This window comes from Streptomyces caelestis (assembly GCF_014205255.1).
GTDB classification, from domain to species: domain Bacteria; phylum Actinomycetota; class Actinomycetes; order Streptomycetales; family Streptomycetaceae; genus Streptomyces; species Streptomyces caelestis.
In genome coordinates this window covers 8,661,647-8,676,943 of record NZ_JACHNE010000001.1, presented here as the reverse complement: position 1 = coordinate 8,676,943, position 15,297 = coordinate 8,661,647, and the positions used below count along the sequence as shown (strand labels likewise).

General features: G+C 71.9%; 15 protein-coding genes and 1 pseudogene. 7 read left to right on the top strand and 9 right to left on the bottom strand.

Features of this window, described 5'->3' with window-relative positions:
• Window positions 1-8 precede the first annotated feature (8 nt).
• Window positions 9-371: pseudogene (locus HDA41_RS39295) on the top strand (LLM class flavin-dependent oxidoreductase); the annotation flags it as partial.
• Window positions 372-490: 119 nt separating this feature from the next.
• Here HDA41_RS39295 and HDA41_RS39290 read toward each other — a convergent pair.
• The 5 genes from HDA41_RS39290 to HDA41_RS39270 form a co-directional block, all read right to left on the bottom strand.
• Window positions 491-724: a DinB family protein gene (locus HDA41_RS39290; protein ID WP_184992690.1), complete on the bottom strand. Its 234-nt coding sequence runs from the start codon at window positions 722-724 to the stop codon at window positions 491-493.
• Window positions 709-1,068: a maleylpyruvate isomerase N-terminal domain-containing protein gene (locus tag HDA41_RS39285; RefSeq protein WP_184992688.1), complete on the bottom strand. Its 360-nt coding sequence runs from the start codon at window positions 1,066-1,068 to the stop codon at window positions 709-711. The genes HDA41_RS39290 and HDA41_RS39285 overlap by 16 nt, the downstream gene beginning before the upstream one ends.
• 102 nt (window positions 1,069-1,170) lie before the next feature.
• The gene (locus HDA41_RS39280) at window positions 1,171-1,734 is read right to left on the bottom strand and encodes a dihydrofolate reductase family protein (RefSeq protein ID WP_184992686.1); all 564 of its coding nucleotides are present in this window, start codon (window positions 1,732-1,734) and stop codon (window positions 1,171-1,173) included.
• A gap of 81 nt (window positions 1,735-1,815) precedes the next feature.
• Window positions 1,816-2,790: a TauD/TfdA dioxygenase family protein gene (locus tag HDA41_RS39275; RefSeq protein ID WP_184992684.1), complete on the bottom strand. Its 975-nt coding sequence runs from the start codon at window positions 2,788-2,790 to the stop codon at window positions 1,816-1,818.
• Between the two features lie 88 nt (window positions 2,791-2,878).
• Window positions 2,879-4,423: a glycoside hydrolase family 32 protein gene (locus HDA41_RS39270; protein WP_184992675.1), complete on the bottom strand. Its 1,545-nt coding sequence runs from the start codon at window positions 4,421-4,423 to the stop codon at window positions 2,879-2,881.
• A gap of 159 nt (window positions 4,424-4,582) precedes the next feature.
• On the opposite strand from HDA41_RS39270, the gene HDA41_RS39265 reads away from it, so the two are divergent.
• The 4 genes from HDA41_RS39265 to HDA41_RS39250 are packed head-to-tail and all read left to right on the top strand — an operon-like array spanning window position 4,583 to window position 9,187.
• Window positions 4,583-5,992 (top strand): extracellular solute-binding protein, encoded by a 1,410-nt coding sequence (locus HDA41_RS39265; RefSeq protein ID WP_184992673.1) that lies wholly within the window; start codon window positions 4,583-4,585, stop codon window positions 5,990-5,992.
• The gene (locus HDA41_RS39260) at window positions 5,989-6,945 is read left to right on the top strand and encodes a carbohydrate ABC transporter permease (protein WP_184992665.1); all 957 of its coding nucleotides are present in this window, start codon (window positions 5,989-5,991) and stop codon (window positions 6,943-6,945) included. Before HDA41_RS39265 ends, HDA41_RS39260 begins: the two co-directional genes overlap by 4 nt.
• A gap of 14 nt (window positions 6,946-6,959) precedes the next feature.
• Window positions 6,960-7,814 carry a carbohydrate ABC transporter permease gene (locus HDA41_RS39255; protein ID WP_184992663.1) on the top strand — a complete coding sequence of 285 codons (855 nt, stop codon included), beginning with the start codon at window positions 6,960-6,962 and terminating at the stop codon, window positions 7,812-7,814.
• Window positions 7,811-9,187 carry a glycoside hydrolase family 32 protein gene (locus HDA41_RS39250; RefSeq protein WP_184992661.1) on the top strand — a complete coding sequence of 459 codons (1,377 nt, stop codon included), beginning with the start codon at window positions 7,811-7,813 and terminating at the stop codon, window positions 9,185-9,187. The genes HDA41_RS39255 and HDA41_RS39250 overlap by 4 nt, the downstream gene beginning before the upstream one ends.
• Here the strand turns inward: HDA41_RS39250 and HDA41_RS39245 are convergent.
• Window positions 9,150-10,214, bottom strand: a complete 1,065-nt coding sequence (locus tag HDA41_RS39245; RefSeq protein ID WP_184994111.1) for a LacI family DNA-binding transcriptional regulator — start codon at window positions 10,212-10,214, stop codon at window positions 9,150-9,152. The genes HDA41_RS39250 and HDA41_RS39245 overlap by 38 nt on opposite strands.
• A 110-nt stretch (window positions 10,215-10,324) precedes the next feature.
• On the opposite strand from HDA41_RS39245, the gene HDA41_RS39240 reads away from it, so the two are divergent.
• Together HDA41_RS39240 and HDA41_RS39235 are read left to right on the top strand one after the other, a co-directional pair.
• Window positions 10,325-11,155: an aldo/keto reductase gene (locus tag HDA41_RS39240; protein WP_184992659.1), complete on the top strand. Its 831-nt coding sequence runs from the start codon at window positions 10,325-10,327 to the stop codon at window positions 11,153-11,155.
• Window positions 11,156-11,193: 38 nt separating this feature from the next.
• Window positions 11,194-11,808: a DNA polymerase ligase N-terminal domain-containing protein gene (locus tag HDA41_RS39235; RefSeq protein ID WP_184992657.1), complete on the top strand. Its 615-nt coding sequence runs from the start codon at window positions 11,194-11,196 to the stop codon at window positions 11,806-11,808.
• Between the two features lie 183 nt (window positions 11,809-11,991).
• Here the strand turns inward: HDA41_RS39235 and HDA41_RS39230 are convergent, their stop codons facing one another.
• The 3 genes from HDA41_RS39230 to HDA41_RS39220 form a co-directional block, all read right to left on the bottom strand.
• Complete coding sequence (locus tag HDA41_RS39230; RefSeq protein ID WP_184992655.1) at window positions 11,992-14,334, bottom strand: ATP-binding SpoIIE family protein phosphatase; 2,343 nt, start codon at window positions 14,332-14,334, stop codon at window positions 11,992-11,994.
• A gap of 62 nt (window positions 14,335-14,396) precedes the next feature.
• Entirely contained in the window at window positions 14,397-14,864 is a 468-nt protein-coding gene (locus tag HDA41_RS39225) for a peroxiredoxin (RefSeq protein ID WP_311772184.1), read from the bottom strand.
• On the bottom strand, window positions 14,861-15,241 hold the full coding sequence (locus tag HDA41_RS39220) for a DoxX family protein (protein WP_184992653.1): 381 nt from the start codon (window positions 15,239-15,241) through the stop codon (window positions 14,861-14,863). The genes HDA41_RS39225 and HDA41_RS39220 overlap by 4 nt, the downstream gene beginning before the upstream one ends.
• Window positions 15,242-15,297 lie beyond the last annotated feature (56 nt).

Below are 15,297 nucleotides of genomic sequence, written 5' to 3'. Positions count from 1 at the left end.
CAGCCGTACACATCCAGGCGTTCCGGGCCGCCCACCCCGACGGCGAGGCCGCCCGCGTCTCGCAGGGCCTCGTGGTCATCCCCACCGACTCCGCCTCACCCGGGCAGCGCGCCCGCTACGAGAAGTACGCCGCCGAGCGCGTGCCCCGTACGGCAACACCGCAGGGCCCGGCTCGGCTGCTGTTCGCGCCGGACCTGGTGGGGACCTCGCAGGAGATCGCCGAGCGGCTGCACGGGCACGCGGCGTTCCGGGAGGTGGACGAGGTCGCGTTCGCCCTGCCGTTCACCTTCGAGCACGAGGACTACGTCCAGATCCTCACGGACACGGCGACGAAGCTCGGCCCGGCACTGGGATGGCGGCCGGGTGTCTAGTGCCGCAGCAGGCAACGTTCGCCTCGTTGAATCGTCCGGTCGATTCCTGCACCGGGCGACACCGGACGGCGTTTGCACGGTGTGGAAGTCAGTGCGCAACCGGGTTGGTGAGCCGTCACTCAGCTTGCCGCTGGACGACGGCCGACGAGTCCGAGCAGCCGCTCCAGGGCGGGAGAGTCGGCGGAGATCTCGACCGCCGGGGCGAATGCAGTCCTCGGCCGGTCGTCGGACGGTGCTCCGGTCGGGATCAGCGCCGCGGCCTTGAGTGAGTAGCAGACGAGGTCGGCGTCCGGATCGTAGGCAACACCGATGGTCTGGGCGACGTCCCAACCGTGGACTACGCAGTCGAGCACATGCATACCGAGCGCGACCCGGCCGGGAAAGAACCCGAACTCCCTGATCTGGAGTGAATGGTCCAAACATCCTCGGTGAACGCCTTGGCCATGGCGTCGGCCGAGTCGAGGTACGCCTGGTGAGGATCCCCACCCAGGTTGCCCTGGTCCCAGGCACGGATGTCACCGGTGACGCCTGCCGCGGCGGCTGCGAAGCCGAGGTTCTCGCTCACTTGGTGGCGGAGCAGGCCGTGCAGTGTCCAGTCGGCACACGGCGTTGGTAGACGAAGCTGGTCCGGACCAATCTGCGCGATCACGGCTCCCAAGGTGGCGACGGCACGGCGGTCCAGTTCTCTGATATCCACGGCCGCGACGTTAGCCGTGCCTCCGTTTTTGGGCCACACCATTCTGAGGCGACCGGCGCCTACGCCCCGTCGTCGACAGGGCGAACGTTGCCCGATGCGGCACTAGCGGGCCACGCGGTGGCGGAGGTAGACGACGCGCGAGTTGTAGGTGCGGGTCTCGACGAGTTCGAGATCCACCCGGCGCTCGTGCCGGGGAAAGAACGGAATGCCGCCGCCGACCAGCACCGGGTAGACCATCGCCCGGTACTCGTCGATCAGGCCCAAGTCGGCCGCCCCGGCGGCGAGAGTCGCGCCGCCGATCGCGATGTCGCCCTCCCCCGGCTCGGCCCGCAGCCGCTCGATCTCCTCCGCCAGACCGCCGGAGGCCAGACGGGCATGGCCCTGCACCGCCGACAGCGTGGTGGAGAACACCACCTTCGGGAGTGGATTCCAGAGCGCGGCCCACTCGAGCTCCGCGTCGCCGAGCGAGTGATCCTGGTCGGCGTTCTCCCAGTACAGCATCGTCTCGTACAGCCGTCGTCCCATCAGGTGGACGCCGACCTCCCGGATCTCCTCGATCCAGAAGCGGAAGACCTCCGGGTCGGGAACCGTCCAGTCGAAGCCGCCGTCCGGCCCGACGATGTAGCCGTCCAGTGAGACGTTCATCGAATACGTCACGCTGCGCATCGGTGTCCTCCTGAGTAAGGGGTTCGACAGTACGACCACGGGACACCGCAAAACTCATCGCGACTCACGGATCGGCTCGTGTCACCAGCGGCCGGGTGCCGTCCCCGTGATCGGCTCCGACGCCCTGCCGTCCACCCCGACGGGCACGTCCCCGGCGAGCATCACCCGGTGCATGATCCGCGGGTGGTCGAGGTGTGCGGTGTCGCCGGGGGCCAGATGCATCGTGGCGCGGTTGTCCCAGAACGCCACGCTGCCCGGCTCCCAGCGGAACCGGACCGTGTACTCGGGCCGGACCGCCTGTTCCAGCAGCATGTCCAGGATCGCGCCGCTCTCGGGCCGGGAGAGGCCGGCGATCTGCTCGACGTAGTAGCCGTTGACGTAGAGGATCCGCTCGCCCGTCTCCGGGTGGACGCGCACCAGGGGATGCAGCGAGGCGACCTGGCGGTCCAGCAGGTGGCGGACGTACGCGTCCTCGCCGGGCCGGGGCTGGTAGCCGACGCCGAGCCGGTGCTCGGCCCGCAGGCCGTCGACGAACTCCCGCAGCGGCGCGGAGAGTCCGGCGTAGGCCGCCGCGAGGTTCGACCAGGTGGTGTCGCCGCCGTAGGGCGGCACGGTCTCGGCACGCAGGATCGTCGCGGCGGGCGGGTCGACGCGGGCGCCGTGGTCGCAGTGCCAGCCGCGCAGCAGGGTGTGGCGACGGCGCCGGAGCCACTCGTCGTGCTCCATGCCGAACCGCCCGCCCAGCTCCAGCCGGTCCGCGGTCGTCTCGATCTCGGGGGAGTCCGGGGGCGAGGCCCTGCCGCGCCGCGGCAGCACGACCGGTTCCCCGAACCGGCGCGCGAACGCCACATGCCCGGCGTGGTCCAGCCGCTGCCCCCGGAAGAACACCACCTTCCACCGCAGCACCGCCGCCCTGATCGCGGCGACCACGGCGTCGTCCAGGTCGGCGGCCAGGTCGACCCCGCCGATCTCGGCGCCGATGTGCCCGGCGACCGGCCTCACCTCCACCCCGGTCTCCCGCACCGCCTCGTCCGTCATCGGGCTGTCCGTCGTCATGCGCACTCCGCTGGTCGTGGGCGTGGTCGTGCCTACCGGAAGATCGTGACAGCGATCCCCGCCCGGGGCGACACCGCACCAGCGCCCCTCACACCTGGAACTCCCGGATCACGGTGTTCCGGAACACCGCCTTCCCGTCGACCGTGAACAGCGCGAGCCCGGTGTCGACCAGGTACGGGAAGACCGCCGACGCGTGCGCGTACCGGCCGTCGTCGAGGAACAGCTCCACGGAGGTGCGGTCGACCAGGATGCGCAGACTCACCGTCCGCCGGGCCGGGTCGAAGGGGCTCCGGCTCTCCTGCCATCGGCCCGACAGGTCGGGCGACACGGAGGGGCGGCGGTTGAGGTAGGCGTAGTCGCGGTGGACGCCGGCGTCGATGTGCCGGACGCCGTCCGGGGAGCGCCGCAGCTGCACTCCCGCGCCCGTGAGCTGGTCCCAGGTGATCTCGCAGGTCAGTTCGTAGGCGGTGCCCCGGTAGTCGAGGACGCGGGTGCCCTCGACCACCAGGTCGCCGAGCGGCACCGTCCGGGAGACGTACCGGTCGAGCGCGGCGACCGGCCGGGACGCCAGGTGGTACGTGCCGTCGGCCGCGCGCTTCAGCGTGATCTCGCGGACGATCGAGTCCGTGCCGTTGAAGCCGTCGCTGTCGATGGTGGGCGTGATGTGGGCGTAGTCCCAGTTGTTCAGCCAGCCGATCGCGTAGCGCGTCCGCTCGTCGACGGCGCCGTCCGCCGTCCGCTTCTCGAAGGCGACGGCCCCGTACCAGTCCCAGCCGTGGTCGAGCCACTGCGGCTCTTCGGAGTCGGCCGTGAAGGCGCTGCCGTCGAACGAGCCGGTCCAGTACGCGTACGTGTTGGGCAGCCCGGCTCCCTTGCCGTTGGCGCTCACCCCGAGCACCCACTTGGCCGTGCCGTCCGCGGCGCGGATCCGGAACAGGTCCGGGCACTCCAGCACGCCGATGCCGCTCCTGACGAAGCCGCCCACGTACGTCCAGGACTTGAGGTCGGCGGAGTGGTAGAAGCCCACCTTGTCGTTCTCGGCGAGGGTCATCACCCACCGGCCGCGTTCCTCGTCGCGGATCACCTTCGGGTCGCGGAAGTCGCGCACGCCCGGGTTGGGCAGCACCGGGTCGGTGCCGTGCGGGGTGAACGTCCGGCCGCCGTCGGTGGAGTAGTACAGGTACTGCGCCTGGTCGCTCGGGCCGTCGTGCGGCGACATCGTGGCCAGGACGACGACCGCCCCCGCCCCGAAGCCCGCCGTGTTCTCCGTGTCGACCACCGCGGAGCCCGACCAGACATCGCCGTTGGGGGTGGTGTCCTTGGGCACGGCGATCCCCCGGTCGGTGAAGGAGACCAGGTCGGTGCTGGTGGCCAGCCGCCAGGCGGTGCCGATCGCGCCGGACAGGTAGTCGGCGTTGTGCAGGTAGTAGTAGTGATACGCGCCGTCGATCCAGACCGGGCGCTGCGGGTCGTTCTTCCACTGCTCGGGGACGGTGAAGTGGTAGGCCGCGCGGTAGCTCGCGCAGCCGTTGCGTGGCCTGGCCTCGGCCGTGCCCGCCGCGGCGGGCAGCAACGCGCCGGCCGTGCCCGCGGCCGACCCGGCGAACAGGGCCCTCCTCGTGATCGCGCCCATCACACCTCGTTCCTCTCGTCGGAAACGGTGGTTCATGTGCATCAGGACTGTGAGACCTAACTCGTTAAAGGTCAAGCGGTCACGCGGTCTTGACACGTCTGGGCGGCGCTCACATCATCTGGGGCATCAGTCCTCAACTAACACGAGTTAGGCCCCACGATGACCGACTCGCACCTCACCCGCCGCAGGCTGTTGCGGTACGGCGCCTACGGCGCGGGTGCCGCCGCCCTGGGCGGCACCGCCGCGAGCTGGGAGCGGCTCACCGGAGCCGACATCCCCGGACGGGACGACGGTTCCCTCGTCGTCGCCACACTCGGCCCCGCCTACGGGCCGGAGGCCATCCGCACGCTCCGCGAGGGCTTCCGCGAGCTGCACCCCGACATCAAGCTCCAGATCAACGCGGTGCAGGCCGTGGACTGGTCGGACTTCTTCGCGAAGATCCTCACGCAGGTGGCCGCGGGCACCGCACCGGACCTGGTGTACGTCGCCACCGAGGGCGTGCAGCTGTTCGCGCAGCGACTCGGCGTGGCCCTGGACACGTGGGTGAAGCGGGACGCGGCCGAGCTGAAGGAGTACTTCGCCGACGTCCACCCGTCGCTGGTCGAGTCGATGATGTACGAGGGCAGCCTCTACCAGCTGCCGGTGGAGTTCAACGCGGCCGACATGTACCTCAACCACCAGGTGCTGCGGCGGGCCGGGGCCCCGTACCCGCCGGCCGACTGGACCCGCGACGACTTCACGACGCTGCTGCGGGACATGAAGCAGGCGAGCGGCTCCCGCTTCACTCCCTACTTCTGGACCAACCGGCTGTGGGGCGGTGTGGTGCCCTGGCTGTTCGCGAACGACACCAATCTGCTCGCGGAGTCCAAGGCGCCGGGCGGCGAGTGGCTGTGGGACTCCTTCTACCCCGCCGGCCAACGCGCGGACCGCGGCGGCGGCTTCAGGTGGACGACGCCGCAGGCCACGCACGACCGGGTGGAGGAGGTCTACGACTATCTCGCCTCCCTCGTCCAAGACGGTCTGTGCACCCGCCCCGAGGGCGGCAACGGCCAGAACCTCATCGGCGTGTTCTCCACCGGCCGGGTCGGTGTCACCCCGGCGGGCGGCTTCTGGGCGGGCGGCCTGCACCTGGCGGGGATGGAGCGGGACGGGTTCGACGTGCAGTACTTCCCGCGCTGGCGCACCCAGCGCATGCAGTACGGCGCGGCGGGCTACGCACTGCTGCGCACCTCCAAGAGGCAGGAAGAGGCCTGGGAGTTCATCAAGTACGCGGCCCGCAAGGAGACCCTGGCGCGGCTGTTCACGACGAACCAGACCACCCCGGCCCGGCGCTCGATGCTGACCGCGGACCGCTACCAGGAGACCGGCCCGGCGCACTGGCCGGTCTTCTACGACACCCTCGACCGGTTCCCCGACACGGGACCGATCCCGGCGCCGCCGCAGGTAGCCGAGGTCGAGCAACTGCTGCTCAAGCACACCGGCACGGCCCTGGCCTCCTCGCGCTCGGTGCGTCCCGCGCTGCGCCGGCTGCAGGGCGACCTGGAGAAGGCCATGGAGCGTGACGCATGACGAACACCCAGACACCGCCCGCGCGTACCGAACGGCCCAAGGCCCCGCCCGCCCCGCAGGCACCACGCCTCTCGGCCCGCGACCGCGGCACCCGGCTGCTGGCCACGCTGTTCCTGGCCCCGACGATCGTCGGCATCGTCGTCTTCACGGTCGTCCCCATCGTCGGCTCGGTGGTGCTCAGCCTCTTCCACTGGAACGTGATCGACCCGCCGCGCTTCGCCGGCGGCTCCAACTACGGCGCGGTGTTCGGCGACGAGACCGTGCTGGTGTCCTTCCGCAACACCCTCGTCTTCATGGTGTTCGCGGTGGCGCTGCAACTGCTCGTCGCGCTGGCGCTCGCCCTGACGCTGAACGGGCGGATGCCCGTCTGGCTGCGGTCGGTGTTCCGCTCGGCGTTCTTCTTCCCGCTGGTGCTGTCCGCCGCGTCGATCTCGGTGGTGATGAAGTACCTGTTCAACCAGGACTTCGGGGTGGTCAACTGGCTGCTCGGCTTCGTCGGGATCGCGCCGGTGCCGTGGCTGACGTCGGAGAACGCGGCGATGACGACCGTGGTCCTGGTCTACGTCTGGCAGCAGTTCGGCTTCTCGTTCCTGCTCTTCGTCGGCGGTCTGAACAACATCCCGAAGGAGATCCACGAGGCCGCCGCCCTGGACGGGGCGACCGGCCTGCGCAAGCACCTCACCGTCACGCTGCCGCTGCTGTCGCCGACGCTGCTGGTCGCCTCGGTGGTCGGCATCATCAACGCGCTCCAGGTGTTCGAGCAGCCGTACGTCCTGACCAACGGCGGTCCCGGCGACTCGACCCGCACCGTCGTGATGGTGATCTACGAGACCGCGTTCGAGCAGCTCCGCTTCGGTGAGGCGTCCGCGGTGGGTGTGCTGCTGTTCGTGCTGATCATGGCGGTCACGGCCCTCCAGTTCCGGCTCAGCCGGCGTTTCGTCCACTACCAGTGAGCCGGGTGAGTCCCTTGAGCCAAGCAACCCTGTCCTTCAGCCGTGCGCGCCACGGGCTGGCGCCGTGGGCGCGCATCGCCGGGCTGACCGTGTGCGCCCTGCTCACGCTCGGCCCGGTGGTGTGGACGGTGTCCACCTCGCTGCGCACACCCGCCGAGGCGTTCGACCTGCCGCCGCAGCTCATCCCCTCCGACCCGTCGGCCGAGGCGTACCGGGGGGTGTTCGACCAGATCGACGTATGGCTGCTCGCCCTCAACTCCACGCTGGTCACGGGGCTGATCGCGGTCGGCCAGATGATCACGGCGGGGCTGGCCGGATACGCCTTCGCCCGTCTGGAGTTCCGCTTCAAGAAGCCGCTGTTCGCCCTGGTCCTGGCGACGATGATGGTGCCCTTGCAGGTCACGATCGTGCCGGTGTTCCTGGTCCTGAAGTCGATGAGTCTCACCGACACCCTGCTCGGGCTGATCATCCCGGCCTTCCCGACGGCGTTCGGCACGTTCCTGATGCGGCAGTACTTCCTGGGCATGCCCAAGGACCTGGGCGAGGCGGCGATGCTGGACGGTGCCGGGCCCTGGCGGACGTTCCGTTCGGTGTACGCCCCGCTGGCCGCGCCGGGCCTCGCGATCGTCGGCGTCCTGGCCTTCAACTACCACTGGAACGAGTTCTTCCGGCCGCTGATCCTCGAAACGTCCGGTCACAACTACACGTTGCCGCTGGGCCTGGTCTCCCTCCAGGGCAATCTCGGCACCGGCTCCATCTCCGTGGTGCTCGCCGGTGTCGTCCTCTCCATGATCCCCGCCGTCGCCGTGTTCGCCGTCGGCCAGCGCCCTCTGCGCGAGGGCATCACGTCCGCAGGAGTCAACCGTTGAGCCTCGCCGCTCCCCCGCAGGACCCGCACGCCCCGCGCTTCCGGGTCCGCCCGCCCGCCAACTGGATGAACGACCCCAACGGGCCGTTCCGCTGGCGCGGCCGCTACCACCTCTTCTACCAGCACAACCCCGACGCCCCGGTGCACGCGAACGTCCACTGGGGCCACGCCTCCAGCCCCGACCTCGCCCACTGGGAGCACCACCCGATCGCCCTCACCCCGACCCCGGGCGGCCCGGACGAGGCGGGCTGCTGGTCCGGGTGCGTGGTCGACGACGGGGGCGTGCCGACGGCCGTCTACACCGGGGTCGACCGTGACCACAGCGGGCTCGGCACGATCTGCCTGGCCCGGGCGGCGGATCCGGACGACCCCGCGCTGACCGAATGGACTCCCCTGCCCGTGCCGGTGGTGACGGGCCCGCCCGAGGGCCTGGACGTGGTGATGTTCCGCGACCCGTTCGTCTTCCGGCACGACGGACGGCGCTGGGCCCTGGTCGGCGCGGGGCACGCCGACGGTACGCCGTCGGCCCTGCTGTACGACTGCGACGACCTGGCCGACTGGCGCTTCGCGGGTGTGCTCCTGGACGGCCGGGACCCGGCCGCCGCGGCGGCGTTCGGCGACCGGGCGACCGGCTGGGAGTGCCCGCAGCTGTACGCGACGCGGGGCGGCGCGTGGGTGCTGGTCGTGTCCCTGTGGGACGGCGACCCATGGACCACCGGTTATCTGACGGGACGTCTGGACACGGACCTGCGCTTCTCCGCCCGCGCGGGCGGCCTCCTCGACCACGGCCGTGACTTCTACGCGCCCGCCGTGCTCCAGGAGCCGGACCGGGCCCTGATGTGGGGCTGGTCGTGGGAGGCCCGCGAGCAGGGCGAGGCCGGCTGGGCCGGCGTCCTGACCGCGCCCCGGGTCGTCGACGTCCACCCGGACGGGGCGCTGCGGGTGACCCCGGCCCCGGAACTGCACCGCCTGCACGCCCCCGAGCCGTTCGTCACCGCCCCGGGCCGGGCCGCGCTACCGACGGCCTACGACCTGACGGTCGGCGCCCGCGGTCAGGTCACCGTGAGTCTGCTGCGCTCGGCCTCGGGCGCCGAGCTGACGGTCCGGCTGGACCCGGCGGAGGGCACCGTGACCCTGGACCGGGGCGACTGGCCGCGTGAAGAGGCCGGTGCGCCGATCGTCGTCCGTGTGCCACCTGACGAGGAGCTCACGGTACGCGTCCTCGTCGACGGCTCGCTGTACGAACTGTTCGTCGGCGACCGCGCCACGGTCACCGAGCGCGTCTATCACCGGCCCGATGACGTACGGGAGTTGAGGGTGCCGTCCGGCGCGACCGTCACCGGATGGGAGCTGGTCCCACCGACGCACGGCTGATCACCGGGCAGCCCAGGCGCCGCACGGTGGCGGGCGGGGTCCGGCCGGTGGCGATGGCGTCGAGGAGGAGCCGGGTGGCGGCCTCGCCCATCTCCCGGTGGGGCAGCGCGACGGTGGTGAGGGGCGGCGTGAGGTACGCGGCCATGTGCTCCTGGTCGTCGTAGCCCACCACCGACAGATCGCCGGGCACGGAGATGCCGAGCCGGGTCGCGGCGTGCAGGACGCCCGCCGCGACCCGGTCGTTGTAGGCGAAGACCCCGGTGGGCCGGCGGTCGGCCGGGGTGCCGTCGAAGAGGCGGACGGCACCCTCGTGGCCGCCGGAGATCTCTCCTCCGGTCCGTACGACCCAGTCCCTGGGCACGGTGATGCCCTCGGCGCGCAGCGCGTCGCGGAAGCCGCGCAGCCGCTCCGCCGACGCGATGTCGCCGTGCCCGCCGACGAGCGCGACCCGCCGGTGCCCCCGCTCCAGCAGCAGCCGGGCCGCCGTACGGCCGCCGGCGCGCTCGGCGGGGATGACGGCGGGCAGCGAGTCGTCCTCGGGCAGGCAGTTGGCCAGCACGGAGTGGGTGCGGTGCAGTCCCTCGGGGACCCGGACGCGGCGCAGGGACATGGCCGCGTAGATGATGCCGTCGACGCGCCGGTCCAGGAGCTCGGCGACCGCCGCGTCCTCCTTGGCCGGGTCGCCGCCGGAGTCGACGGTGAGAATCAGGTGCCCGTCGGCCCAGGCGGTGTCCATGGCGCCGCGCAGCAGCCGTCCGGCGAACGGCGAGGAGGCGATCTCGTCGGTGACCAGCCCGATCACGGCCGTACGGCTGCGGCGCAGACTGCGGGCGACAGGGTCGGGCCGGTAGCCGAGCTGGACCGCGGCCTGCCGGATGCGTTCCTGGGTGGCGGGCGAGAGGTTGCCCTCGGCGCGGCCGTTGAACACGAAGGACACCGCGGTGTGCGACACGCCGGCGAGCCGGGCGACGTCCCGCGAGGTGGGACGCCCCGAACCCGGAGCCTGCTTTCCCTCGGCGCTGCCCATGCCGTCCGCCGCCTTCATCCCCCACCCGTCCGGTTGATCATTGCTCACCCTATCCGTGACGCTGGAGGGTGGACACAGCCAGACGACACGATCAACGGGAAGGTCCGACGGTGATCAGCATCCCGACGCACACGCTCAACGACGGTACGACGCTCCCCTCCCTGGGCCTGGGCACCTGGCCGCTCGGCGACGACGAGGCGCAGCAGGCGGTGCTCTCCGCCCTGGAGGCGGGCTACCGCCTGATCGACACGGCGACGAACTACCGCAACGAGACGGGGGTCGGCCGGGCGGTGGCCTCCGGCGTGGTGCCGCGCGAGGAGATCGTCGTGACGACGAAGCTCCCGGGCCGGCACCACGGTTACGAGGAGACGCTCGCCTCGTTCGAGGAGTCCCGGGCCCGCCTCGGCCTGGAGTACGTGGACCTGTACCTGATCCACTGGCCGCTGCCGCGCGTGGACCGGTACGTCGACTCGTGGAAGGCCATGATCAAGCTGCGCGAGGACGGGCTCGTCCGGTCGATCGGCGTCTCCAACTTCACGGCCGGGCACATCGAGCGGCTGGAGAAGGAGACCGGGGTGCTGCCCTCCGTCAACCAGATCGAGCTGCACCCCTTCCTGCCGCAGGACGACCTGCGCGCCTTCCACGCGGGCAAGGGCATCCTGACCGAGAGCTGGAGCCCGCTGGGCCGGGGCACATCCCTGCTTCAGGACCCCGCGGTGACGCGGATCGCCGAGGCGCACGGGGTGACGGCCGGGCAGGTGGTGCTGCGCTGGCACACGCAGCTCGGCGCGGTGCCCATCCCGAAGTCGGCGAACCCCGAGCGGCAGCGCCAGAACCTCGACGTCTTCGGCTTCGAGCTGAGCGAGGCCGAGATGACCGCCGTCGCGGACCGGACGCACCGGCGCGTCGGCGGGGACCCCGAGGTGCACGAGGAGTTCTGACGGGTACCCGGGGCCCGCGGGGCAGGAAGGAGCCGCAGGTGGCTGAGCGGGACCGGCTGCGGGAGTACCGCGGCAAGCGCGACTTCGGCCGGACCGGCGAGCCCCGGGGCAGCGGGGAGTCGGCCGGGGACCGGCCCCGGTTCGTGGTGCAGATCCATGACGCGAGCACGATGCACTTCGACTTCCGGTTGCAGGTGGACGACGTCCTGAAGTCCTGGTCGATCCCCAAGGGCCCCTCGGCCGACCCGAAGGACAAGCGGCTGGCCGTGCCCACGGAGGACCATCCGCTGGAGTACGAGGAGTTCGAGGGCGTGATCCCCCGCGGCGAGTACGGCGGCGGCACGGTGATCGTCTGGGACCACGGCACGTACGAGCCGCTGAGCCACGACCGCAAGGGCCGGCCCGTCGACTTCGCGGAGTCACTGGAGCGCGGGCACGCCACGTTCCGGCTGAGCGGGTCGAAACTGCGCGGCGAGTACGCCCTGACCCGGTTCCGCAGCGATCAGGGCGGCGACGGCGAGGAGGCCTGGCTGCTGGTGAAGCGGGCCGGTGACCGGGCCCGGACGCACGGAGCTCCCGATCCGCGCCGCGCCCGCTCGGCCATGTCCGGGCGCACCCTCTCCCAGGTCGCCTCGGACACGGCCGGGAAGTGAACGGCGATCGTGCTGCTCCTGCGACGCCAGCTTCCGGCGGACGTCTGCGCCCGGGTCGGGGAGGGCCTGAGCCCGTCGAGCCGCTCGCCCGTCGGCGCAGTACACGGGGCTGCGGGGCGACAAGCAGCCGTGGGACGCGGTGCGGGAACGCCCGTGCGGCGCGCGGCCGCGTGAGCCGTGCGGTCAGAACAGCGGTGTGAGGGGCTGTTCGCACCAGATGGTCTTGCCCCGGGTGGTCTGCCGGCTGCCCCAGCGCTGGGTGAGCTGGGCCACCAGCAGCAGTCCGCGGCCGCCCTCGTCGTCCTGGTGGGCGCGCCGCAGGTGCGGGGAGGTCGAACTGCCGTCGGACACCTCGCAGATGAGGGTCTGGTCGCGGATCAGACGGAGCTGGATGGGCGCGGCACCGTACCGGATGGCGTTGGTGACCAGTTCGCTGACGACGAGTTCGGTGACGAAGGCCGTCTCGTCCAGCCCCCACGCGGAGAGCTGTTCGGTGGCGGCCTGGCGGGTGGCGGCCACCTGCGCGGGGTCCGGGGTGACGTCCCAGGTGGCGACCTGGTCCGCGCCCAGCGCCCGGGTGCGGGCCAGCAGCAGGGCCACGTCGTCGCTGGGCTCCTCCGGCAGGACGGTCTTCAGCACGATGTCGCACTGGGCGTCGAGCGATTCGGCGGGCACGGTCAGCGCGCGGCACAGCTCGTCGGTGGCGTGGTCGACGTCGCGGTCGCGGTCCTCGACGAGTCCGTCGGTGTAGAGGGCGACGACGGAGCCCTCGGGCAGCTGGAGCTCCGTCGCCTCGAACGGCAGCCCTCCGACGCCCAGCGGGGGCCCCGCGCTCATGGGGATCAGCCGCGCGGACCCGTCGGGCAGCACCAGTGCGGGGGCGGGGTGCCCGGCGGCGGCCAGGTTCAGCCGGCGCGTGACGGGGTCGTAGACGGCGTACAGGCAGGTCGCGCCGAGTTCGGCGACCTCGTCGCCGTCGTCGTCCGACGCGAGATGGGTGACCAGGTCGTCGAGGTGGGTGAGGAGTTCGTCGGGTGGCAGGTCCACGTCGGCGAGGGTGCGTACGGCCGTGACCAGCCGGCCCATGGTCGCCGTGGAGGGGATGCCGTGGCCCACGACGTCACCGACGACGAGCGCGACCCGGCTGCCGGACAGCGGGATCACGTCGAACCAGTCGCCGCCGATGCCGGCCGCCGAGCCGGAGGGCAGATAGCGATGGGCGACCTGGACCGCGGCCTGGCCGGGCAGCCCCCTCGGCAGCAGGCTGTGCTGGAGGGCCAGTGCGGTGGTGCGTTCACGGGCGAAGCGGCGGGCGTTGTCGACGCAGACCGCGGCTCGGCTGGCGAGTTCCTCGGCGAACACGGCGTCGTCGGCGGCGTAGTCGTCCGGCTGCCGGATGCGCACGGCCACGGCGACGCCGAGGGTGGTGCCGCGGGCCCGCAGCGGCACCGCCATCATCGAGTGGACGCCCTGGCGGTAGGGGCGGCCCTGCGGGGCGCGCGTGTTGCGCTCCGCGACCCAGCGCATGAAGGACGGCTCCCCCGCCTGGCTGATGATCGCCCGGCCCTCCCGCATCGCCCGCGCGATGGGGGAGAACGCGGGGTAGACGTCCACTTCGCCCAGGTGGACGGCTGCTTCGGGGGTGCCCTCGGTGATGGAGCCGTGGGCGACGCGGCGCAGCACGATCTCCGCGGTGGGCACGGTCGGCGACTCCTCCGCGCCGAGGACCCAGTCGAACAGGTCCACGCTCGCGAAGTCGGCGAACCGGGGCACCACGACCTCCATCAGCTCCTCGGCCGTGCGCACCACGTCCAGGGTGGTGCCGATGGCCGCCGCGGCCTCGTTGAGCAGGGCCAGCCGCTGCCGGGCCCAGTACTGCTCGGTGCTGTCGAACGCGGCCAGGGCGGTGCCCAGGAGCTCTCCGGAGGGGGCGCGGAGCGGCCACATCTCGGTGACCCAGGCGTGCTCCCGGTTCAGGGCCGGAGCGCCGGTGTAGCTCTCGTAGCGGAGCGGGCGGCCGGTCTCGACGACGTGACGCAGGTGCCAGTTGAAGCCGAGGCTGTGCTCGGCCTCCTCGACGGTCTCCGGGAAGTGCCGCCCCAGCAGGGTCTCCTCGGGCACGCCCATCACATGGCAGGCGGCGTCGTTGAGCCGCAGATAGCGCTGGTCGGTGTCGAACACCGACATCGACATGGACGCCTGCTGGAAGGCCTGTCCGGCCAGGGACGTCTCGGCGCCGCTGGGCGGCTCGGCGGTGATCACGTAGCCGTCCGGTGCCCCGTCGGGGCCGGTCACGACGCAGGCTCTGACGCGGAGCCCGACCAGATAGCCGTCGTGATGCCGCACCATGACGGTGCCCGACCGCGCGGACACCGACTCGGGCGGCACGTCCTCGGCGAGCAGTCCCCGTACGGACCGGCCCACGGCCTCCTCGGCCGGGTAGCCGGTCAGCCGCCGGGCACCCTCGCTCCACCCCGTCACGGTGCCGCGCGCGTCGATGATCGCAGCGGCGGAGGCGTCCTCCATATCGTCCAGGATTATCCCTTTGCCGCCCTGTATCAACCGCGGCGGAGCATGCGTGACGCCTGTCAGCTCCGGTGAGCGCGCAGGGCGGCGAGCGCCCGGTCGGCGTGCGCGTTCATGCGCAGTTCGCTGCGTACGACGTCGAGGACGGTGTGGTCCTGCCCTATGACGAACGTGGTGCGCTTGGTCGGGGCCAGGGAGAAGCCGCGCCTCACGCCGAACCGCTCGCGGACCGTGCCGTCGGCGTCGGACAGCAGGGGCATGCCGAGGGCGTGCTGTCCGGCGAACTCCTGCTGGCGCTCGACGGTGTCCCCGCTGATGCCGACGGGGTGTGCGCCGACGGCGGCGAACTCGGCGGCGAGGTCGCGGAAGTGGCAGGCCTGCGCGGTGCAGCCGGGGGTCAGGGCCGCCGGATAGAAGAAGAGCACGACCGGGCCCTCGGCGAGCAGTCCGGACAGGCTGCGGACGGTGCCGGTCTCGTCGGGCAGGGCGAAGTCCTCGACCTTGTCCCCGGCCGCCACGCGCGCGGTCACGACCGGCCCTCCGCGTTCCGTGCGACGCCGCGGGCCCAGAGCACGAGGGGCAGCTGGAGCGGCAGGCGTCCGAAGGCCGCGGCCTTCTGCGGCGTGGGCCGGTGGCGCCAGTCGGCCGCCATCTTCACATTGGCGGGGAACACCCCGACGAAGAAGGCGGCCGTGGCCAGCGCGGCCGCCTTGCGGGTACGCGGCAGCGCCAGGCCCGTGGCCAGCGCGAGCTCGGCGGCTCCGCTGGCGTAGGTCCAGGTCCTGGGTGTGCCCGGCAGGCCGCGCGGGATGGTCGCGTCGAACGGGCGTGGGGCGGCGAAGTGGGCGACCCCCGCGGCGGCCAGCAGGCCGGCGAGCAGCAGGGGCGAGCGTTCGGACCGGGACACGGTTTTCTCCTCTGATGGCCTGCCGCGCGATATTACTGGACGGTAAAGAGGTGACC